We start from the raw sequence: 20052 nt of genomic DNA on the forward strand, positions 1-20052 counted from the left end.
AGCGGCGCCGTGGATAACCTTGATAGCACCGCTTGTGCTAAGTCATCACTGCAACTGCTTACTACACTCGACTACGATATGGTCGGGTACATAATCGTATTCATGTGGATTCAGCTGCATAATATATTCATTTTCAATGTGGTATGTTTCATTCACGAACTTCTTAATTATGCTATTTTCATGGTTTTCATTGTTGATGATCCTGAAAATCTGGAGCTTCTCGTAATTATTATTGGTTTCGTAAAAAAGTTTTGACATCGCAACTTTATCATTCATATGAGCCACAATATTCTGATAATCGAAATTGGGAATCTTTTTTTGGACTGCCGCTTGAGAAGTAGCTAGCTCTTCAGGGGTCATTTCTACTTCCACAATGTTGCTATCAGCTCCAATTGTCCTCACCACAGGTTTTTGCCGTTTTTTGAAAACATTAGAAAGCAGCTGATATTCTAAGCCTTTGTCATCAATGATCTCATAATGACGTCGCAAGTAAATTGCTTTAATAGCATCGTGCTTTGCAGACGCGATGTTATGTTCACAAATTTGAGGGAAGCTAAGGATGTCGTCGCGCCGAATTTCTTTCTCGGTAACAATCCCTCCTTTGCCCGTTAGGAAGTGCGCTAAAGGTCGAGGTTGGAAGTTCTGTGCCAAATTCTTGATCATATCAATTACTGGCTCGATGTCATGGGTCAGCATCAGAACAGTTCGGTTTTTAAGGCAATTTTTGCCCCTGAACAGCATTTCAATGATTGCGTATTTTTTGTTCTTATCGAAAGAGGAAATTGGATCGTCGAGGATAATTAGGTCAGGACTTTTTGTTAGGCAATCATACATGAAAAGTACCAGGGCGAAGGCGTTGCGCTCCCCGTAACTTAAGTGTGTCGCACCATGCGCGATTTCGCTGTCACACTCAGAATGCTTCAGTTTCATTTTGTAGGTGTCTGATTCCTCAGCAATGTCAACGTAATACTTATACCCAGCATACTTCAGAAATCCGTTAATCTCCTCCTTATGCTTTTCTGCAGTTTGATGGATCAGCTTGTTCTGTTTGTTGATCTCGCCTTGTAGTTTTCCAGCTTTGACGATTACGTTGTCTAGGCAAAGATTGATCTCATCGGAAATTTCCTTCGTCGGCGCAGAGTTTAAGTGACTCAAAAGTGCGAGTTCGATCTTAAGTTTTTCAATTTCCTTTTTTATTTCTGATGAGTCTTTGAGCGAGAAATATGAGATCGACTTGATGTCGCGAAGCTTTGTAATGAGGGTCTCGACCTGCTTTTTGATCTCTCCAAGAAATGCCTCTTCTTCTTTCTTTAGCCCGTCTTTATTCTTAACGATTTTTTCTAACCTATTTTTTGTTTCATCGGAAAAATACTCGCCCAGTTTTTCGATGATATTTTGAATTTTCGATAGATGTTCTACAGCTTTTGCATCATAAGTTTTCTCTACTGCCAATATAGTTTGCTTTTTTTCTGCCGTCGGCGAGGTGCAGTACGGGCAATCATCGGAGATTTCCAAAAAAGCATTGCCGCTCATTTGCCATTTAAGCCATGCTAAATTACTGTCGCTTCGAATATGTTTTTCAAATGGCGCAAGTTCAATCGGAATATTCTCAATGGCATTGCCATCGCCGATCCCTTTGATGAATTTACTTGATTTTGCAAGCCCCGTGCTTGACTTTCCGAAACATTCAAATAGCTCGTTAAGATTGATCAGCACCACATCGATTTTTTCATGGTCGCGAAATGTCTTGCGAATGTCGGCAATGATCCCCTCGATTTCTGACATTTTTTCATCGTACTGTTGAGTCTTGATAAATATGTCAAAGCTATTCTTTAGAACTTCATCTTGAGTGAAAACAAATCGGTTTATGTAGTCTTCATTAAAAAGCGCAACCGACTGCAAGGGAATATCTACGGTCACTGAAGGTTGATTTTCTGGTGTCGGCGCGAGATCTCTATATTTGAAAGGCGTAAGATCTTTCAAGGAAGCTTTGTCGTCGCAGCTAAGTAATACGGCCTTTGCTAATGTACTCTTCCCAGTTCCATTTGGGCCGTGCTTAATGTTTAGCCTGTTTGGCTCAATTGAGACGGTGGCTTGATCAATACTGTTGCAATTCGTGAGATTGATTTTCATGGAAAGGAAGGATAGGTAGGTGAATGCTTATAGACAGTTCTACCATCCAGGCTATCAGGTTTCCAAACCGAAAATCTTCACATTTTGTCACTCGAACGTGTCAGCTGCGCTATCGGAATTGTTACTCTTCCGTCTCTCCTACTAAGACACACGGTAACTGCTGAGCATCATTAGCGCAGGTTACTTCTTCTAAGCGATTGAATACATGTAGTTTTTTTCCTTTAGATGATTTGCTTAGCCTATCGGGGGTTCGAATCCCCCTCTCTCCGCCATTTTTTATTTTTTTCATGGCGGAGAGAAGCAGAGCCCCTGCGGGCTCTGCGTGGTCGCCAAGGCGGCAGGTTCGAAGCCTTGCGCATACTTGCGCAAGGGCGGCCCGCGGGACGTGGGCGAATCCCTGCTTGCTTTGCGACGAACAGAGCGGAACTCGGCCACCCTCGGGTGACATCACCGTCACTTGCCTGAGTCGACGTGGGATCGCTCTATAGAGGTACTCTTGTCATCTCCGCGCTTTCCAAACTTCATGTCACATGCACGGTGAATGACATTGCATGCAAGTCGCGTAAATACCCCGTGACTCATCCATAACTTAGTGCTAAATTGACACTTTCCTGGCGAACACGCCAATTACCGCAGCGTTACTTTCTAGGGGGAGAGCAACGATGGATGAGACGAGCTTCGAGCAGCTGAAGCAGGCGAAAGAGTTCTTTCACGCGAGCGTCATGACGATTCCCGGTGTCCACGGCACCAGCATCGGCGTCAAGCGCATCAAGGGCAAACCGACCGGCACCCTGGCGATCTGCGTCCACCTCACCCGCAAGCGCCCCCTGGCGTCCATCCCCATCGACGAACAGATCCCACTCGAAGTCGACGGCTTTCCCATCGACGTCATCGAGCACGCGCCCATCATCCGCTGCGAGGCAACATCCGAAAAGCGCGCTATCTACGAAGACGACGGCAAGTACCGCCCGCTGGTGGGCGGGACGAAACTCAGCGTCGGCTACTTCTTCGGCACGCTCGGCTGCATGGTCAAGAAGCCCGACGGCAGCTGCTATGCGCTGACGGCGGCGCACGTGCTCGGCGAGGTCGGCGCCACGGTGTACCAGCCGTCCAAAGTGAAGTGCGACGAGATCGGCACTGCGGTGGCGGTGCAGGATTGTTCTCAGGTGGATGCCGCCATCGCCAACCTGGAGCATTTCAACGACACCGGCCTGGCCTACATCCGCGAGATCGGCGCCGTCACCGGTACGCATGATGTCGGCAGGGCGGACCTGCCGTATGCCGTCGCCAAGCGCGGCGTGTCCACCGGGCTGACCCATGGCAGCGTAGTAAGCATTTACTACAGCGGCGTGGCCGCCAACCGCGAGCGGTTCCAGGACATGCTGTTCATCGATGGCGCCGGCAGCGAATTCGTCGACCACGGCGATTCGGGGGCGGCCGTGGTCCACCGCATCGACGAGGACCACAACCTGGTCGTCGGCCTGTTGTGGGGCAAGTCGCCGGATGCCAACCGGATCGGCGTCGCCACGCCCATCGACCGCATTACCGCGAGCCTCGGGGTCACGGTGCTGACGCCAGGCGACCAGGTGCGCTCCCAGGAGGAAACCCTGCTGGGGCAGTTCGAGGCCTTCCTGTGCGAGACAGAGCGCGGGCGCGCCTATTGGGAAGCCTATGCGCACAACCGCATCTATTTCCGCCACATCTTCCAACACGTGCCGCGCCTGATGGTCATGTGGCGCAAGATGCCGGTGACGGACATGATCATGGCGCTGCGCGAGGCCATGCGCGATCCGGATACCCGCATTCCCGTCAAACTCGGCGCGCACGATACCGAGGAAGTGATGTGGGACCTGTACGAGGGGCTCGGCAAGTTCCTGCAGACGAACCACCACCGCATGCTGCAGCAGCAGGCGGCATCGTTCTGCCGCCTCATTTGCGGGAACATCGGCAACAGCTGGCGCAATGCGCTGCATGGCGTTGCGCTCGACGAATCCTAGCGCTCCGCAACGAGCGGCTTCATCCCAGGCCGCACGCTGCCCAGCTTGCGCCCGAGCCGGCGCCAGCCGATCACGATGCCGGTCACGCTCATCACCGTGCCGCCGATGCTCAGCACGATCAACAACAGATCCCACAGGGGCCGGCGTTCCAGCAGCGGCAGCCAATCCCAGCTGTGCAGCATGGCGAACAGCCAGCGGCTCCAGCGCTTGTGGCGGTCGCTGCGTGCCACGATGGCGCCGGTGTGGGGATCGACGTGCACCCAGCTCGCGTGCGGGTCGGTGAACACGGCGCGCAGCACCGGCAGCGGCTTGTCCGTGCCGCCGGTCATGGTGTGGTCGTCGCGCGCGTAATAGTGCAGGTCGTAGCTGTCGAGCCGCTCGATGCGCGCCAGCGGGTAGGGAAGCAGCTGCGCGATCCCGGCTTGCAATGCGGCGGCGTCCGGCACGACCGGCCGCGCCGTCTCGCTGTCGAGCAGCAGCGGCCGCCCGCCCGCGCTGCGCGCCTGCACGACCGTCGTGCCAAGCACGCGCGTCCAGCGCAGTTCGCGGATGCTGCCTCCCGCGGCGACCAGCAGTGCCCCCGGGGCCGCGTCGCGCGCGGACGGCGCCAGCGGGCCGCCTTCGAACGCTTGCGTGCGCAGCGGCGCGGCGCCGCTGTCGAAGATGCGCCAGGGGTTCATCGACATCAGGCCGCTGAAGATCCAGGTGATGGTGACCGCGGCGAACAGCAGGCCGCCGATGTGATGCCAGCGCATCATGCCGGACGGGTAGGGCGTCCTGGCGCCGCTGCGGTAGGGCGTCTTGAAGCGCCAGCGCAGGATGCCGACTACCGTGCCGCTGAGCGCCATGGCGATGCCGGCGATCGACAGCCAGTTGACGATGTTCGCCCAGTACGGGTCGAAGCGGTTGCCACGGAAGGGGTACAGCCAGTGGATCCACGCGCCCGCGTAGTTCCACAGCCGTTCGCTGCGCGGCGCATCGCGCACGACTTCGCCGGTCTGCCCGGAGATGTAGAGCAGGGTGGCGGCCGGGTCGGACAGCTGCACGCGGTACAGCGGGCGGTGCCCGTCCAGGCCGCGCGAGTGCGTGAAGGCGTCCTCGTCCACCGGGCCGAGCGCGCGCAGCGGCACGCCGGGTCCGGCGAAGGCGGCGGCGCTGGCCAGGGCGGCGGCTTCGTCGACGCGCGCCAGGCGGGCGCCGGTGCGCGCATCGATCACGATCGTGCCGGCGCCGGGCCGCGGCTTGCCGGCGCCCGGTGCGGAAGGGCGTGCCGGCACCGCCAGGTAGACCGGGCGTCCGGCGCTGGCGGCGGCCAGCCGCAGCTCCTGCAGCGGGCCGGCGACACCGGCGGCTGCCAGCGCCTGCGCGGGGCCGAGCAGCGGCGCGCCGGCATCGAGCGCCGGCAGGTGGCGCAGGCGTTCGGCCTCCGTCAGCTTGGGGTAGCCGACGTACATCATGACCACGCCCGAGACGAACCACATGGCGAAGAAGGCGCACAGGAGGATGCCGAGCCAGCGGTGCAGCAGGAACAGCAGGCGTTTGGTGGAGCTTCCCATGGCAGCCTCAGAATGCGTAGCGCAGCGCGAGGTCGGCGCTGCGCGCCGCGCCCAGGTAGGCCATCGTGCCCGTCATGCTCAGCGCATGGATGCGGTCGCCCGCGTTGCGCACCCGTCCGGTGAGCGTGAGCCTGGGGTCGATCCGCCAGCTCAGGCCCAGGTCGATCAAGGTATAGGACGGCCAGGTGACCGTGTTGGTGGCGTCCGCATACACCTTGCCGACGTGGCGCAGGCCGATGCTGGCCTTGAGCGCGGGCGTGAAGGCGTACGACACCCACAGGTTCGCGACCGTTTCCGGTGTGTTGACCGGCGTCTTGCCGGCCAGCGAGACGCCGCCCTGGCGGTAGTTCTCGTAGCGCGCGTCCACGTGGGTGACGTTGCCCTGGATCGACCATTGGCGCGTCGGCCGCAGGCCGGCCGCCAGCTCGATGCCGCGCGCCGACTGTTCTCCCACCAGCACGGTCAGGTTGCTGTCGAGCGGGTCTTGCGTGGCGATGTGCTTGCGGGTGATGTCGTACAGCGCCAGCGTGGCCGAGCCCTTGCCCTGCCAGAAATCCAGCTTGGCGCCCACCTCGGCCTGGCGGCCGGTGGTCAGCTCGCTGTTGTTGCGCACGTCGGCGAACGAGGCCGTGGACAGCACGCCGGACGGCGGGTCGGCCGCCGTCGCATACTGGGCATACACGCTGGCGCCGGGCGACACTTCCCAGTTCAGGCCGGCGCGTCCGGTCAGGGGATGGTAGCGCCGCGCGAAGCCGGCCGGATTGGCGGCCGTGACCGCGCGCCGGTTGGTCAGGTCGAGCTCGATGCGCTCCTTGCGCAGCGCCGTCACCAGGCTCAGCGCGGGCGCGAGCAGGGTGCGGTTTTCCAGGTAGGCGGCAAATGTCGTCACCCGGTTGTCGCGGTCGGGACGAAAGCCCGGCGCCATGCCCGGGATGTCGAAGAAGCGCTCGGTGGCGAAATCGTACGGGTCGACCGTGCTCACCGTCCCCGCCAGGCTGTTGGGAAAGCGGGTCTGGCGGTTGACGCTGAGATCGGCGCCGAAGGCCCAGTCGCTGCGGCGCGCGCCGACGTCGCCGCGCCAGGTGGCGTCGAGGCGGTTGCCGACCATGCGCTGGTCGTGGCGCTGCAGCAGCACGCCGGAGCGGATCACGGCCGTGTTACCTGGGTTGAAGCGGTAGCTTTCCACGTTCCGGTAGTCGCGCAGCGCGTCGTAGGCATAGAGGGTGTTGGTCAGGCGTGCGCCTTCGCCGGGCTGCCACTGCGTGACGGAGCGCAGCCAGTGCACGCGTTGGGCGTAGACGCCGTCGGCGCTGTTGTAGTTCCTGGAGCGGGTGGCCTCGTCGATCCGCGCCGCCCCGGCCACCGGGTTGAGCAGGGGCGTGCCCCAGTAAGGACGCGACACGTCTTCGTCCTGGAACTCGTAGGCCAGGGTGTGCGTGAGGCCGCGCCCCAGGTCGGAGCGCAGCGAGCTGGCGAGCTGGGTGGCGCGGGTGCCGGTGCCGTCGATCCGGCTGCCGGCGTCGCGGTGGTTGAGGTCGAGGCGCACATGGTGGTCCGCCACGCCGGCGCCGTCGCCCGCCACACGCCGGTTCAGGCCGAACGACGCTTCCTTCAATCCGTGCGAGCCAAGGCGCAGCTGGGCTTCGCCGAACTCTCGCCGCTGCGCCGTTTTCGTTATGTAGTTGATGGTGCCGCCCACGGCGCCCGCGCCGAACAGGAAGCTGGACGGGCCGCCGATCGCCTCGACGCGCTCGACGATCCAGCTGTCCACCGGACGGGCGGCAATCGTGTACTGGACGTTGATGCCGTTGAACAGCTGGCTGACCGAACCGCCACCGAAGCCGCGGTAGCTCACGCTGATGCTGCCCGGCGCACTGTGCGCGGTCACGCCGGGAATGGCGCGCAGGATTTCCTGGGTGTCCTGCGCGCCGCGCTCGTCGATGGTGGCGCGCTCGACCACGCTGACGCTGGCCGGCGTCTCGCGCACGCTCAGGCCGAGCCGGCTGGCGGTGTCGTTGACCGCGTCGAGCGCCGGCAGCACGTCGGTGCGCGGGGCCGTGCCGGTGATTTCCACGGTGGGAAGCGGGGGCGTGGCCCGGGTGTGAGGCTGGGCCTGGGCCTGTGCGCTCAGGGAGCCGAAGGCGCAGGCCAGCGCCATGGGCAGCAGGCGCGGGCGCGCAAGGAAGCCGCCGGCGCGCGCGCGGGCGCCGCTGCGGCATGGGGAGGCCCCCATCTGTTTCAATGAAGTCATGACGATTCTCGCTGGTGCGCCGCGTGCGGGCGCGTGGAACCAGGCGCCGCCGTCGAGGATCGGCGCCGTTATCGATGGACGTGCGTCAGGCGCGGCAATGCCGGCCCGGGCGCGCGCCCATGGGTTGCCACGTCAGGCCGCAGGCGGGCCGCGAGGCTGCGCAGCCGTCCACGCGAACAGGGGTGTGGGGGACTGGTGGAAGAGATGGGGGAGAAGGGATGTACTGCCTGTCACGGGCAGGCGGAACGGATCGGGCGGGAGGGGCGAATGCGCCCGGGCCGTTCTGGCAGCAGAATGGGCAATGTTCGAAGGCAAGCATGTGCTGTGACGACAGCGGGGCGTCGTCCAGCACGATCTGGTGGGTCATGTACATGCCGGAAGCACTGCACATCTCGGCATCGATGCTGTGCTGGCCGTGCTGTCCGGGGAAGGCATGCGACAGCCCCGGCGCCAGTACCGCCAGGACGAGGGCGATCAGGGCAGCCCATGCAGCAGCGGCGAAAGTTGTGCGGCGCATTCCCATGCTTGCGATTCTAGCACCGGTGTTTTTTTCGGATCGCGCCGTGGTCAAATGGTACACGGCAAGTTCGTCAAGCCTTGCGCAAGCCGGCAGGAAAGCGGCGAGCGTGGGAGCGGGATGGCTGCCGCCGCGCTCGCCCCCATTGCTATAATCACGGATTCCGAATGCAGGCGCCGCACATACGCAGAGACGCGGAGGCGGCGACCCTGTCCCGAACCACAACGAAGGACCCATGTTGCGCACGCTAGTCATTTCCCCCAACTGGATCGGCGACGCCGTGATGGCGCAGCCGCTGTTGCGCCGCCTGAAGGAGCGCCACCCGGAGCGCCCGATCGACGTGCTGGCCCCGACCTGGGTCGCGCCGGTGTGGCGCGCGATGCGCGAGGTGGACACCGTCATCGAGTCGCCCTTCAAGCACGGCTCGCTGCAGTGGGCCGAGCGCAAGCAGTTCGCGAAGATGCTCAAGGAACGCGGTTACGAGGATTCCTATGTGCTGCCGAACACCCTGAAATTCGCGCTGATTCCCTGGCTGGCCGGGATCCGGAAACGGGTCGGCTACAAGGGCGAGATGCGCTACGGCCTGGTCAACGTGATGCACCACGACGACAAGGCCGCGCCGCGTCCGATGGCCCAGTTCTACGCCGCGCTGGCCGACGAGCCGGTGCGCCACCTGCCGCGTCCCGACAAGCTGCCGGAACCGGAAATGGCGGTCGCCCCCGGCGAATTCGAGGCGGCCGTCGCGCGCCTCGACCTGCCGCCCGGCCCCTATGTGGCCTTCGCGCCCGGCGCCGAATTCGGCCCGGCCAAGCGCTGGCCCTCGGATTATTTTGCCGAGCTGGCCCGCACGATCCGCGCCGAGCGCCCGGACGTGCAGGTGCTGCTGCTCGGCTCGCCGAAGGACCGCGCCGTCTGCGAAGAGATCGTGGCGGTCGTGCCGGACGCGCACAACCTGGCCGGCTCGACTTCGCTGTCCGAGGCGATCGCGCTGATTTCGCGCGCGGCCGCGGTGGTGACCAACGATTCGGGGCTGATGCACATCGGCGCCGCCCTGCGCCGCCCGGTGGTGGCGATCTATGGCCCGACCGATCCGCGCCACACCCCGCCGTTATCAAGGCTGGCCAAGGTGCTGTGGCTGCACATCGAATGTTCGCCCTGCCAGCAGCGCGAGTGCCCGCTGGGCCACCAGAACTGCATGAAACAGATCCTGCCGGCCGACGTCTGGCAACCGCTGCAGCCGATGCTGGCTGCGGCCTGAAGCAATCATCGAGAGAAGAGGTAGAAAATGATTTTGGTTACTGGCGCAGCCGGCTTTATCGGAGCCAACCTGGTGCACGCGCTGTCGAAGCGCGAGCCGTTCAGCGTGTTTGCGGTCGATAACATGTCGCGCCCGGAGAAGTTCGTCAACATCGTCGATGCCGAAGTGGCCGACTACCTCGACAAGGAAGACTTCATCGTTCGCCTGAAGGCCGGCGAGTTCGACGGCAAGTTCACGGCCGTGTTGCACCAGGGCGCCTGCTCCAACACCATGGAGACGGACGGCCGCTACATGATGAAGAATAACTACGAATACACCATCGCGCTGTTCGAGTTCTGCCAGCGCGAAGGCATTCCCTTCATCTATGCCTCGTCGGCGGCCGTGTACGGCGGCGGCACCGTGTTCCGCGAAGAGCGCGAGCACGAGCGCCCGCTCAACGTCTACGGATACTCGAAATTCCTGTTCGACCAGTACCTGCGCCGCCACTGGCAGCGGCAGGGCAGCGATGGCGGCAAAAGCGCCGGCAGCCAGGTCGTCGGCCTGCGCTACTTCAACGTCTACGGGCCGCTCGAGGGGCACAAGGGCACGATGGCCTCGGTGCCGTTCCACCAGTACCACCAGTTCCTCAAGGACGGAAAAGTCAAGCTGTTCGGCGCCAACGAAGGCTACGAAGCCGGCACCCAGATGCGCGACTTCATCCATGTCGACGACGTGGTCAAGGTCAACCTGTTCTTCCTGGACAACCCGGACAAGCGCGGCATCTTCAACCTCGGCACCGGCCGCGCCCAGCCCTTCAACGACCTGGCGGTGGCCACCGTCAACGCGCTGGCGAACGAAGGCGGCGCGCCGCTCACGCTGGAACAGATCGTCGAGAAGGGCCTGCTGGAATACATCCCGTTCCCGGACAAGCTCAAGGGCAAGTACCAGAGCTTCACCCAGGCCGACATCGGCGCCCTGCGCGCGGCCGGCTACGACGCGCCGTTCCTGGATGTGGCCAAGGGCGTGGCGAAGTACATGCAATACCTGAAGACTGTATAAGATCGTCTTATAAATCCTGGCTCATCCATAAGACAAGCTCATGGATGAGGCGTGGCTGGGCGACAACGGCATTCACGCGACATGGGCAAACACCGTCGTGTAGACTGCAATCACGTTCTTTCTTGTCAATGTGATTACGGTTTACACAGGCGATGGATGCAAACCTTACCGGGAACCTGTCCCCGGACGACCCCGAACTCTCGCCCGTGACGCGCGCGATGGTTGCGCTGCGCGGCCAGGTCCTCGATGCCTGGATGGCCGAGGTGCGCCGTGCCGTGCCGCAGGCGAAGGAATTGTCGCTGCCGATCCTCGCGAACACGCTGCCCGCCTATTTCGACACGCTGGCCGCGCTGCTCACGCCGCAGCATCCGGCGCGCATCGTCTCCGACCTCGGCACCGTCGCCAGCGAGCATGGCGGCGAGCGGGCGCGCCTGACCTTGTACGACGCCACTGCCGTCATCCACGAGATGCAGATCTTCCGCGACGTGCTGTTCCGCGAGCTCGAGCGGCATGGCGTGGTGCTCGAGGGGGAGCAGCGGGCGATGCTGTCCTCGTATATCGATGCCACCATCCGCGAGAGCGCCAACGCCTTCACCGTGGTGCAGGCGGCGCTGCGCGAGCAGTTCGTGGCCGCGATGGCGCACGACCTGCGCACGCCCTTGTCCACCGCCCAGATGGCGGCCGAGATGATCGCGCATACGTCCGGCGACGCCAACGTGCGCCGTTATGTCGAGAAGATCGTGGCCAGCACCCAGCGCATCGACGGCATGACGCGCGAGCTGCTCGACCGCATCGCCTTCAGCAAGACGGGCCCGGTGCGGCTGACGATCCAGGAGGTCGACCTGGTAACGCTGGCGCGCGAGGTGGCGCAGGCGGCCGAGGTTGCGCACGCCGTGGAGCTGTCCGTCGAAGCAGGGCAGGTGCGCGGCTGGTGGTGCGCCGAGGCGCTGCGACGGGCCATCGAGAACCTGGTCAACAACGCGATCAAGTACGGTGCGCCCGACGCGCCCGTCAGGATCACGGTTTCCACCACGCAGGAGCGGGTGCAGGTGCTGGTGCATAACCGGGGAGCGCCGATCGCGCCTGAAGACAGCGAGGGCATCTTCCAGCTCTACCGCCGGGCCGGCAACCAGGGCCTGGGCGAAGGTTGGGGTGTCGGCCTTCCTTACGTGCGGCGCATCGCCGAAGCGCACGGCGGCAGCGTGATGATGTCCTCGTCCGAGGACGACGGCACCGTCTTCGTCATCGATCTTCCCATGGACGCGCGGCCGTTTGCCGGCGCACCGACTGCCGCCTGAACTTCAGCTGCGCTGCCGCGCCATCATGCCGTGTCCGCCCACCGGTTCGGTTTCGAAACGCTCGCCGAAACCGGCGATCAGCGGCCGGCCCTTGGCGATCGCCGCCTGCACCGAGGGCAGCGACAGCGAGGCCTTGTGGCTGGCCTGGCTGTCCCAGGTTTCGGTGATCCAGAGCGCGTCGGCATCGAGCTTGTCCTTGGCGATCCCGTAGCTCAGGCAGCCCGGCATGGCGGCCGTGCCTTCCAGGAGGATGGCGATCAACGCATCGCGCTGGCCCGGCTGGGCGCGCATTTTTCCTATCAGGCCGTACATGGGAGCGGGTTCCTTCTTGTCTGGTGATGCCTGGGCGGCGAGGGGAAGGGCCGCCAGCGCGGCAACCGCGGTGCGGCGCGAAATCGTCATGGGTCGGTCCCTGTCGTGAGCAAGAAAACAATGATGAACGATGAGTATAGGCGCGCCTGCCGGCCGGCCGCAAGCGCCTTCGCACGCCTGTGCATGTGGGGTAAGATGCACCTTTGCCAACCTCCTTTCGGACCTCCGATGCGCCCAACGATCCTCGCTCTCGCCGTCACCCTCGCCGTTCCCCTTTCCCTGCCCGCCGCCTTCGCGCAGCAGGCTCCGAGCGTCTCCGAGCCGGTGCTGCGGGCGCACCTGGCGCTGCTCGCCGACGACCTGTTCGAAGGCCGCGGCACGGGCCAGCGCGGCGGCGACCTGACGGTGCGCTACCTCGAGACCCAGGCCGCGGTCATCGGCCTGAAGCCCGCCTATCCGGACCGGGCGGACGGCGGCTACCGCCAGAAGGTGGAGATCCAGGGCACGAAGCTCCTGCCCGGCAGCGCGGTGAGCTTCCAGGCCGGCGGCAAGCGCCTGGCGCCGGAGATCGGCAAGGGCATCGTGTTCGGCACCGCCAGCGGGCGCGCCAGCCTGTCTTTCGATGCGCCGCTGCTGTTCGTCGGCTACGGCGTCGACGCGCCCGAAGAGAAGTGGAACGACTACAAGGACGTGGACGTGAAGGGCAAGATCCTCGTCATGATGGTCAACGACCCACAGCCCACGGCGGAGGAGCCGAACCGCTTCGCCGGCAAGGCCTACACCTGGTACGGCCGCTGGCTGTACAAGTTCGAGGAAGCGGTGCGCAAGGGCGCGGCCGGCGCGCTGCTGATCCACACGATCCCGTCGTCGTCCTATCCGTGGAGCGTGCCGGCCAACGGCTTCTCGCACGAGCGCTTCCGCCTGGCCGGTCCCGGCAACCCCATCGAGGGCTGGCTGCACGAGGACACCGCGCGCGAGCTGTTCGCGGCGGGCGGCTTCGACCTCGACCGGCTGCGCGCGCAGGCCGAGCGGCGCGACTTCCGCCCGGTCGACCTCAAGGTCGCCGCCCACGTCGAGATCAGATCGAGCGTGCGCCAGGTCGAGCAGTTCAACGTGATCGGCCTGGTCCCGGGCCTTGACCCGAAGCTGAAGGACCAGGCCGTGGTCTACTCCTCGCACTGGGACCACATGGGCATGGACGAAGCGCAGCCGGGTTCCGCAGCGCCCGGCAAGGACCGCATCTACAACGGCGCGATCGACAACGCATCCGGTACCGCCGCGCTGCTGGCGATGGCGGCCGAGGCGGTGAAGAAGCCGGCGCGCCGTACCCAGGTGTTCCTGTGGCCGGCCGCCGAGGAGCAGGGCCTGCTGGGCAGCGCCGCCTACGTGAAGGACCCGGTGGTCCCGCTGGCGAAAACCGCCGCCAACCTGAACCTCGACAGCCTGAACTTCGTCGGCGTCACCAAGGACATCGGCGTGCCGGGCGCCGAGCGCAGCACCCTGTACGACACCGCCGCCGGGGTGGCGAAGCGCATGGGCCTGAAGCTCGCGCCGACCATCCCGGACCTGTCCGGCGCCTACTTCCGCGCCGACCACTTCAATTTCGCCAAGGCGGGCGTGCCGGCCTTTAACGTCGGCTCGGCCGTGTTCTCGGGCGACGGCCATTTCGAGTTCGCGCACGACCACGCGGCGTCGAGCGAGAAGATGGTCGGCTTCAAGAAGGATTACCACCAGGTGACCGACGAATACCGTCCGGACTGGGACCTGTCGGGCATGGTGCAGCAGACCCAGTTCACGCTGAACCTGGGCTATGCGGTAGCCAACGCGCAGGCCATGCCGGCCTGGAAGAAGGGCGAAGCCTTCGGCAGCGTCAAGCGCTGAGTTCGCGTCTCGATCCCTGCGGGCCGGCCGAGAGGATCGTCTCCAGGCTGGCCAGGTCCACCGGCTTGACCAGGTGGTGGTCGAAGCCGGCTTGCGCGCTGTTGCGGCGGTCCTGTTCCTGGCCGTAGCCGGTCACCGCCACCAGCACCGCGTCTTTCGTGGCCGGGTGCCGGCGCAGGCGCCGCGCCAGTTCGTAGCCGTCCATCTCGGGCAGGCCGATGTCGAGCAGGCAGACGTCGGGCGCGAAGCCGGGGGCGTGCGCGAGGGCCTGCACGGAGTCGTGCTCGACTTTCACCTCGTGGCCGCGCGCGCCGACGTACATGGCCAGCACCTGGGCCGCGTCGACGTTGTCGTCCACCACCAGCACCTTGAGCTGCCCCGCCGGCGCGGGCGCGGCTTGCTCGACGGTGTCGCCCGCGGCGCGTCCGGCGCAGCGCGGCAGGCGCACCGTGAAGCTGGTGCCCTGGCCGGGGCCGGCGCTGGCCACGTCCACGCTGCCGCCGTGCAGCTCCACCAGGCTGCGCACCAGCGCCAGGCCGATGCCCAGGCCGCCCAGGGAGCGGTCCGGCGTGCGCTCGCCCTGGACGAACATGTCGAAGGCGGGCTCCAGCTCCTCCGGCAGCATGCCGATGCCGTTGTCGCGCACCTCCACCACGACCCGGCCGCCGTCGGCCGCCGCATCGCTTCCGACCTCGATCCCGACCCCGACCTCGATGTGGCCGCCGCGGTCGGTGAACTTGGCCGCGTTGTGCAGCAGGTTGCCCACCACCTGCACCAGCCGCTTGCGGTCGCCGGACACGTGACAAGGCTGGGGCAGGGGCCGGACCTCGAGCCGGTGCGCCTTGTCGCGCACCAGCGACTGCACCTGTTCGGCGGCATCCAGCACCACGGCATTGATGTCGATGCGTTCCTTGGCCAGCGCCACCAGCCCACGCGTGACGCGCGAGACGTCGAGCAGGTCGTCCACCAGGCCGGCCATGTGGCGCGCCTGGCGCGCGATGATGGCGCTGATCTGCTTTGCGCGCGCCGGGTCGAGCTTGTCCTGGCCGAGCAGCTGGGCGCCCGAGGTGATCGGCGCCAGCGGGTTGCGCAGTTCGTGCGCGAGCATCGCCAGGAATTCGTTCTTGCGCTGGTCGGCGTGGCGCAGCGCTTCCTCGGCGCGCACGCGTTCGGTGATGTCCTGCATCGAGCCGCGCAGCGCCACCACGCGCCCGTCTTCCCCATGCACGCTCTCGCAGCGGTAGTCGAGCCAGATGTGGTGGCCGTCGGCATGCAGGGCGTGCAACTGCAGCTTGCCCTTGCCGCCATGGCGCGCCAGTTCGGACGTGAGCCGCTGCACCTGCTGCCACGATTCGTCGGTGAACACGGTGCCGCGCTGTTGCGCGAACGGCGGCAGCGCGCGGCCGAAGATGTGGGGCACCGAATCCGACACCTCGATGGCGGTAGCGCCCAGGTTCCAGTGCCAGGTGCCGAAGCGCGCCAGCATGTGGGTTTCGCGCAGCGCCGCTTCCTTGGCGGCCAGGTCGCGCGAGCGCTCATCGAGCAGCGCCGCGGCGTTGCCGATGGCAGCCGCCACGTCGGCCGCTTCGCGCACGTGCACTTCGCTGGGCGCCGGCAGGGCGGCGCCGGTGCCCCCCTTGCCGAGCGCCAGCGCCGGCCCGGTGAGCGCCTGCACCGAACGCGCCATGCGTCCGCCGATCAGCCACGCCAGGCACAGCCCGATCGCGAACAGCACGGCGACGCCGCCGGCCAGCATCGCGAGCTGCCCCAGCAGTTCCTGGCGCAGCGTCTCGCGCGGAATCCCGATCGCAACGCCCCATCCCGTCACTTCGGAGCGCGCGAACGAGGTCTGCAGCGGGACGCCTTCGCGCGAGCGCGACGCGATCGTGCCTTCGCTGGCGTGTAACGCGGCCTTGCGCAGGAGCGGATTGACCGGCTGGCCGATCGACCGGTGGCGGTTGAGGTTACGGTTGAAAATGATGCCGTTGCGGTCGAACAGGGAGGACACGGCCCCTTCCGGCACGGATTTCGGCGTCAGCAGGCCGTCGAAGTTTTCCGGCCCCATGCCGATGCTCAGCACATAGCGCAGCTCGCCGCGCACCCGCGCCGGCACATCTACGCTGACGGTCGGCCGCTTGCGCACGGCGCCGATGAACACGTCCGAGATCGCGGGCTGGCCGGTTGCGAAGACCTTGTCGACCTGGGGCGAAGGGTCGAGCGGCAGCGGCGCGCCGTAGTCGAGCGCCGTATTGACGATCTGCTGGCCATGGCGGTCGCGCAGCACCATGTTCATGTCCCCGCCCGCCAGCAGCAGGGCTTCGCGCGCCTGGCGGTGCACGCGCGCGAAGTCCTCGTTGTCGAGCGCGTCGATCGTGGACAGCGTGCGGGCGATGGACTGGCCCTGCAACAGCTTGCTCTCGGCGGTGTAGACCAGCGCGCGCACCGTCTGCATCGTCTTCTGCTCGATCTGCGCGCGTGCCTTCTGGTACTGGTGCACGAACAGCAAGGCCGCGCCGGCGACGCCCGGCAGGAGCACGGCCAGGACCAGCCAGAGCAGGTAGGCGCGCAGCGGCCTGCGCGCAAGGGGAGGGGTGGTGCCGGTCACGCGATCATCCGAGACACAGGGAAGTGTCGGATTCTACGTGATATTGCCTACGCGCACCGCCCCGGATGCGAGCTTGTTGTTTTACAGGGTCACGGTCGCGCTCACCATGTCTTCGGTATGGGCGTTCGCGCCGGGCTCGGGCTCGAACGGCGCCAGCTCGACGTGCACCTGCGCCGCCGCGTCGATCCGGGTATGCAGGGTCAGCATCAGCGGCGGCTGCGCGGGAACAGGGTCTTGAACCAGATCGCGGTCGGGTGCCATTGGCCGTTCGGCGTGCAGGCATAGTCGGGCAGTTCGCCGACGCGGGTGTAGCCAGCCCTGGCATACAGCTGCTCGGCGCCGGAACCGGCCTCGGTGTCGAGGAAGAGCAGGCCGCGGCGCAGGGCCAGCGCCTCGATTTCCGCTGCCTGCAGCAAGGCGGTGCCGATGCCGCGCCGGCGCAGCGTGCAATGCACGAGCATCTTCTGCAGCTCGGCGCGGTTGCTGCCGTTGGGCTTCTGGCACAGGTCGAGCTGGACGGTTCCTGCCAGGATGCCGTTGCGTTCGGCCGTCAGCAACACCCGGCTGCCGTGTGCGACGTCGGCTTCGACGCCGGCCCAGTAGGCGTCGAGCTGCTCGTCGTCGAGGCCGTTCAGGAACCCGAGCGAATGGCCGTCGGCGACGGCGTCCAGCAGCAGGGTCGCAAGTTGGGTGCGCAGTTCGCGGATGGTACGTGCATCAAGTCGGCGGATGATCATGCTTGGCTCGTTGAAAATGAGGGTGGATGTCTTCGATGGATGCACGATGTGTGCCAGCAAGGGAAAGGAAAGCCTGTCGGCAAACGACTGTTTCTTTCATTTACAGACAGCTAAGGATTCCAGCCTGAATCAAAAATAGCGGGACAAAACCGTTGCATCGGCGCAATACGACGCACTGCAAATGCACATTTTCTCCCCATTCTTGCCACTTCTCTATCGAATCCGCACCGGATTGGACGTAATGTATCTTGCGTTTCGGCAATTTCCGACGTTACGAAACTGGGATGAACCATGACGGATCCAACGAATACCAACCACGACAACGAAGTGCTGTCCTTTCGCCTTGCAAAGGAAGAGTACGCCATTAGCATCCTGAAAGTACAGGAAATCCGCGGCTACGAAGAGCCCACCCTGTTGCCCAGTGCGCCCGCTTGCATCAAGGGCATCATGAACCTGCGCGGCGCGATCGTGCCGATCGTGGACATGCGCATCCTGTTCAACCTGGGCGAACCAACCTACGACCAGTTCACGGTCGTGATCGTCCTGAACATCAGGAACCACGTGATCGGCATGGTGGTGGACAGCGTCTCGGACGTGGTCACCCTGGCCGGCGACCAGGTGCGCCCGGCGCCCGAGATGGGAACGACGAACGAGGGCGACTACATCACCGGACTGGGCACGGTCGGTGAGCGCATGCTGATCCTGCTCGACATCGACAGGCTGATGGGCTCCGAACAGCTGGGCCTGATCGCCGGCATGAAACAGGCGGCCTGAGCCCCTGCAACACAGCGGGCCTCGGACCCGCACATCACAAGAGAACGACACCATGAATCTGGGAAACCTGAATATCGGCAAACGCCTTGGCCTGGGCTTCGGCCTGGTCTGTACCATGCTCGTCGGCATGATCATGATGAGCAACGTGATGCTCGGCCGCGTCAACGACGGCACCAGCGAGATCGTCAACGACAGCATGCCGCGCATCGAGGCGGCGAACGCATTGATCGATGAAATCAACGACATCGCCATCGCGCTGCGCAACATGATGTTAAACGAGGAGCAATCCGACCGTACGAAGCAGGTCGAGGAAATCGCGGCTTCGCGCAAGGAGATCGACCGCCGCCTCGACGAGCTCGACAAGACCCTGAAAAGCGAAGAGGGGCGCGCGGTGCTGACGGAGATGCGCACCCATGCCAAGCGCTACATTGCGGGACAGGAAGAGTTGCTCAAGCACATCAACGACGGTGCGCATGAGGAAGCGCGCGAGTTCCTGAAAGAACAGTTGAGTCCGGCGTTGGCAAACCTGAAGAAAGCCGTCTATGCGCAGGTCGCACTGCAGCAGAAGCTCGCGATGGAAAACGCGGCGGGAGCGGAGCGCACCTACCAGGATACCCGCCGCCTGATGTGGGCGCTGGGCGCCGTCGCGCTCGGCCTGGCGGCGGCGGTCGGCTTCTGGATCACCCGCTCGATCACCCGTCCGGTGCAGCGCGCGCTGGAAGTGGCCAATACCGTGGCAGCCGGCGACCTGACCAGCCGCATCGAGGTCACCAGCCGCGACGAGATGGGCCAGCTGCTGGCGGCGCTCAAGGGCATGAACGAGAACCTGGCGCGCACCGTCGGCACCGTGCGTACCGGCACCGACACCATCACCGTGGCCGCATCGGAAGTATCGGCGGGCAGCCTCGACCTCTCGGCGCGCACCGAACAGCAGGCCAGCTCGCTGGAAGAAACCGCCTCGTCGATGGAAGAGCTGACCTCGACCGTCAAGCAGAACGCCGACAACGCGCGCCAGGCCAACGTGCTGGCCGAAGCGGCATCGCAGGTGGCGGCGCGCGGCGGCGCCGTGATCGGCCAGGTGGTCGGCACCATGGGCGACATCAATGCCTCGGCCGGCAAGATCAACGACATCATCGGCGTCATCGACAGCATCGCCTTCCAGACCAACATCCTGGCGCTGAACGCGGCCGTGGAAGCGGCGCGGGCGGGCGAGCAGGGCCGCGGCTTCGCCGTGGTGGCAACCGAGGTGCGCAACCTGGCGCAGCGTTCCGCCGCGGCGGCCAAGGAGATCAAGGCATTGATCAACGACTCCACCGACAAGGTCGCCAGCGGCAGCAAGCTGGTCGCCGAAGCCGGCGCCACCATGCAGGAAATCGTCGACAGCGTGCGCCGCGTGACCGACATCATGGGCGAGATCTCGTCCGCCAGCCAGGAACAGACGGCAGGCATCGAGCAGATCAACCAGGCCGTGGTGGAGATGGACCAGGTGACGCAGCAGAACGCGGCGCTGGTCGAGGAAGCCTCGGCCGCGGCCGAAGCGATGAAGGAGCAGGCGGCGCGCCTGAGCGAGGCGATGGCGGTGTTCCGCATCGAGGGTGGCAGCGCCGCGCAGGCGTCGACGGCGCCCGCGCGTGGTGCGCCCCAGCGCGCGATGAAGGCACTGGCGGCCTGAGCACGCCGGCGGGATGAAAAAAA

General features: G+C 64.4%; 15 protein-coding genes. 7 read left to right on the forward strand and 8 right to left on the reverse strand.

Annotation, left to right across the window (positions count from 1 at the left end):
• Positions 1 to 45: 45 nt before the first annotated feature.
• Positions 46 to 2133, reverse strand: a complete 2088-nt coding sequence (locus ACFFJK_RS01845) for an AAA family ATPase (RefSeq protein ID WP_379677383.1) — start codon at positions 2131 to 2133, stop codon at positions 46 to 48.
• Between the two features lie 662 nt (positions 2134 to 2795).
• Here ACFFJK_RS01845 and ACFFJK_RS01850 point away from each other — a divergent pair.
• A complete protein-coding gene (locus ACFFJK_RS01850) occupies positions 2796 to 4130 on the forward strand; it encodes a chymotrypsin family serine protease (RefSeq protein ID WP_379677384.1) in 1335 nt (444 codons plus the stop codon).
• Here ACFFJK_RS01850 and ACFFJK_RS01855 read toward each other — a convergent pair.
• The 3 genes from ACFFJK_RS01855 to ACFFJK_RS01865 form a co-directional block, all read right to left on the reverse strand.
• Complete coding sequence (locus tag ACFFJK_RS01855; protein WP_379677385.1) at positions 4127 to 5686, reverse strand: PepSY domain-containing protein; 1560 nt, start codon at positions 5684 to 5686, stop codon at positions 4127 to 4129. The genes ACFFJK_RS01850 and ACFFJK_RS01855 overlap by 4 nt on opposite strands.
• A gap of 7 nt (positions 5687 to 5693) precedes the next feature.
• Positions 5694 to 7844 (reverse strand): TonB-dependent receptor, encoded by a 2151-nt coding sequence (locus ACFFJK_RS01860; RefSeq protein ID WP_379677648.1) that lies wholly within the window; start codon positions 7842 to 7844, stop codon positions 5694 to 5696.
• 178 nt (positions 7845 to 8022) lie between these two features.
• Positions 8023 to 8454 carry a DUF2946 family protein gene (locus tag ACFFJK_RS01865; RefSeq protein WP_379677386.1) on the reverse strand — a complete coding sequence of 144 codons (432 nt, stop codon included), beginning with the start codon at positions 8452 to 8454 and terminating at the stop codon, positions 8023 to 8025.
• A gap of 235 nt (positions 8455 to 8689) precedes the next feature.
• Here ACFFJK_RS01865 and waaF point away from each other — a divergent pair, with 235 nt between their 5' ends.
• The 3 genes from waaF to ACFFJK_RS01880 all read left to right on the forward strand — a co-directional run bounded on the left by waaF (position 8690) and on the right by ACFFJK_RS01880 (position 12048).
• Entirely contained in the window at positions 8690 to 9712 is a 1023-nt protein-coding gene (gene waaF / locus ACFFJK_RS01870; protein ID WP_379677387.1) for a lipopolysaccharide heptosyltransferase II, read from the forward strand.
• A 27-nt stretch (positions 9713 to 9739) separates the two neighbouring features.
• The gene (gene rfaD, locus ACFFJK_RS01875) at positions 9740 to 10750 is read left to right on the forward strand and encodes an ADP-glyceromanno-heptose 6-epimerase (protein ID WP_379677388.1); all 1011 of its coding nucleotides are present in this window, start codon (positions 9740 to 9742) and stop codon (positions 10748 to 10750) included.
• Between the two features lie 152 nt (positions 10751 to 10902).
• Positions 10903 to 12048 (forward strand): sensor histidine kinase, encoded by a 1146-nt coding sequence (locus tag ACFFJK_RS01880; protein WP_379677389.1) that lies wholly within the window; start codon positions 10903 to 10905, stop codon positions 12046 to 12048.
• A gap of 3 nt (positions 12049 to 12051) precedes the next feature.
• On the opposite strand, the gene ACFFJK_RS01885 is transcribed toward ACFFJK_RS01880, so the two are convergent.
• Complete coding sequence (locus ACFFJK_RS01885; RefSeq protein ID WP_379677390.1) at positions 12052 to 12450, reverse strand: putative quinol monooxygenase; 399 nt, start codon at positions 12448 to 12450, stop codon at positions 12052 to 12054.
• Positions 12451 to 12588: 138 nt separating this feature from the next.
• On the opposite strand from ACFFJK_RS01885, the gene ACFFJK_RS01890 reads away from it, so the two are divergent.
• The gene (locus ACFFJK_RS01890) at positions 12589 to 14241 is read left to right on the forward strand and encodes a M28 family peptidase (protein WP_379677391.1); all 1653 of its coding nucleotides are present in this window, start codon (positions 12589 to 12591) and stop codon (positions 14239 to 14241) included.
• Here the strand turns inward: ACFFJK_RS01890 and ACFFJK_RS01895 are convergent.
• The 3 genes from ACFFJK_RS01895 to ACFFJK_RS01905 all read right to left on the reverse strand — a co-directional run bounded on the left by ACFFJK_RS01895 (position 14231) and on the right by ACFFJK_RS01905 (position 17583).
• The gene (locus ACFFJK_RS01895) at positions 14231 to 16846 is read right to left on the reverse strand and encodes a hybrid sensor histidine kinase/response regulator (RefSeq protein WP_379677392.1); all 2616 of its coding nucleotides are present in this window, start codon (positions 16844 to 16846) and stop codon (positions 14231 to 14233) included. The genes ACFFJK_RS01890 and ACFFJK_RS01895 overlap by 11 nt on opposite strands.
• A gap of 81 nt (positions 16847 to 16927) precedes the next feature.
• Positions 16928 to 17053, reverse strand: coding sequence for a hypothetical protein (locus tag ACFFJK_RS01900; RefSeq protein WP_379677393.1), 126 nt, complete (start codon positions 17051 to 17053; stop codon positions 16928 to 16930).
• Positions 17053 to 17583, reverse strand: a complete 531-nt coding sequence (locus ACFFJK_RS01905) for a GNAT family N-acetyltransferase (protein ID WP_379677394.1) — start codon at positions 17581 to 17583, stop codon at positions 17053 to 17055. Before ACFFJK_RS01905 ends, ACFFJK_RS01900 begins: the two co-directional genes overlap by 1 nt.
• Before the next feature lie 291 nt (positions 17584 to 17874).
• On the opposite strand from ACFFJK_RS01905, the gene ACFFJK_RS01910 reads away from it, so the two are divergent.
• A complete protein-coding gene (locus ACFFJK_RS01910) occupies positions 17875 to 18357 on the forward strand; it encodes a chemotaxis protein CheW (protein ID WP_379677395.1) in 483 nt (160 codons plus the stop codon).
• A gap of 52 nt (positions 18358 to 18409) precedes the next feature.
• Positions 18410 to 20029, forward strand: a complete 1620-nt coding sequence (locus ACFFJK_RS01915; protein WP_379677396.1) for a methyl-accepting chemotaxis protein — start codon at positions 18410 to 18412, stop codon at positions 20027 to 20029.
• Positions 20030 to 20052: the final 23 nt, after the last annotated feature.

It is taken from the genome of Massilia consociata (genome assembly GCF_042432755.1).
GTDB lineage: Bacteria > Pseudomonadota > Gammaproteobacteria > Burkholderiales > Burkholderiaceae_D > Telluria > Telluria consociata.

What these genes read in the sequence shown, in the direction of transcription:
- ACFFJK_RS01865 (WP_379677386.1), bottom strand. Translation starts at nt 8,454, where the DNA reads ATGCGCCGCACAACTTTCGCCGCTGCTGCATGGGCTGCCCTGATCGCC.
- ACFFJK_RS01890 (WP_379677391.1), top strand. Translation starts at nt 12,589, where the DNA reads ATGCGCCCAACGATCCTCGCTCTCGCCGTCACCCTCGCCGTTCCCCTT.
- rfaD (WP_379677388.1), top strand. Translation starts at nt 9,740, where the DNA reads ATGATTTTGGTTACTGGCGCAGCCGGCTTTATCGGAGCCAACCTGGTG.
- ACFFJK_RS01910 (WP_379677395.1), top strand. Translation starts at nt 17,875, where the DNA reads ATGACGGATCCAACGAATACCAACCACGACAACGAAGTGCTGTCCTTT.
- waaF (WP_379677387.1), top strand. Translation starts at nt 8,690, where the DNA reads ATGTTGCGCACGCTAGTCATTTCCCCCAACTGGATCGGCGACGCCGTG.
- ACFFJK_RS01905 (WP_379677394.1), bottom strand. Translation starts at nt 17,583, where the DNA reads ATGATCATCCGCCGACTTGATGCACGTACCATCCGCGAACTGCGCACC.
- ACFFJK_RS01915 (WP_379677396.1), top strand. Translation starts at nt 18,410, where the DNA reads ATGAATCTGGGAAACCTGAATATCGGCAAACGCCTTGGCCTGGGCTTC.
- ACFFJK_RS01900 (WP_379677393.1), bottom strand. Translation starts at nt 17,053, where the DNA reads ATGCTGACCCTGCATACCCGGATCGACGCGGCGGCGCAGGTGCACGTC.
- ACFFJK_RS01860 (WP_379677648.1), bottom strand. Translation starts at nt 7,844, where the DNA reads ATGGCGCTGGCCTGCGCCTTCGGCTCCCTGAGCGCACAGGCCCAGGCC.
- ACFFJK_RS01845 (WP_379677383.1), bottom strand. Translation starts at nt 2,133, where the DNA reads ATGAAAATCAATCTCACGAATTGCAACAGTATTGATCAAGCCACCGTC.
- ACFFJK_RS01885 (WP_379677390.1), bottom strand. Translation starts at nt 12,450, where the DNA reads ATGACGATTTCGCGCCGCACCGCGGTTGCCGCGCTGGCGGCCCTTCCC.
- ACFFJK_RS01855 (WP_379677385.1), bottom strand. Translation starts at nt 5,686, where the DNA reads ATGGGAAGCTCCACCAAACGCCTGCTGTTCCTGCTGCACCGCTGGCTC.
- ACFFJK_RS01880 (WP_379677389.1), top strand. Translation starts at nt 10,903, where the DNA reads ATGGATGCAAACCTTACCGGGAACCTGTCCCCGGACGACCCCGAACTC.
- ACFFJK_RS01850 (WP_379677384.1), top strand. Translation starts at nt 2,796, where the DNA reads ATGGATGAGACGAGCTTCGAGCAGCTGAAGCAGGCGAAAGAGTTCTTT.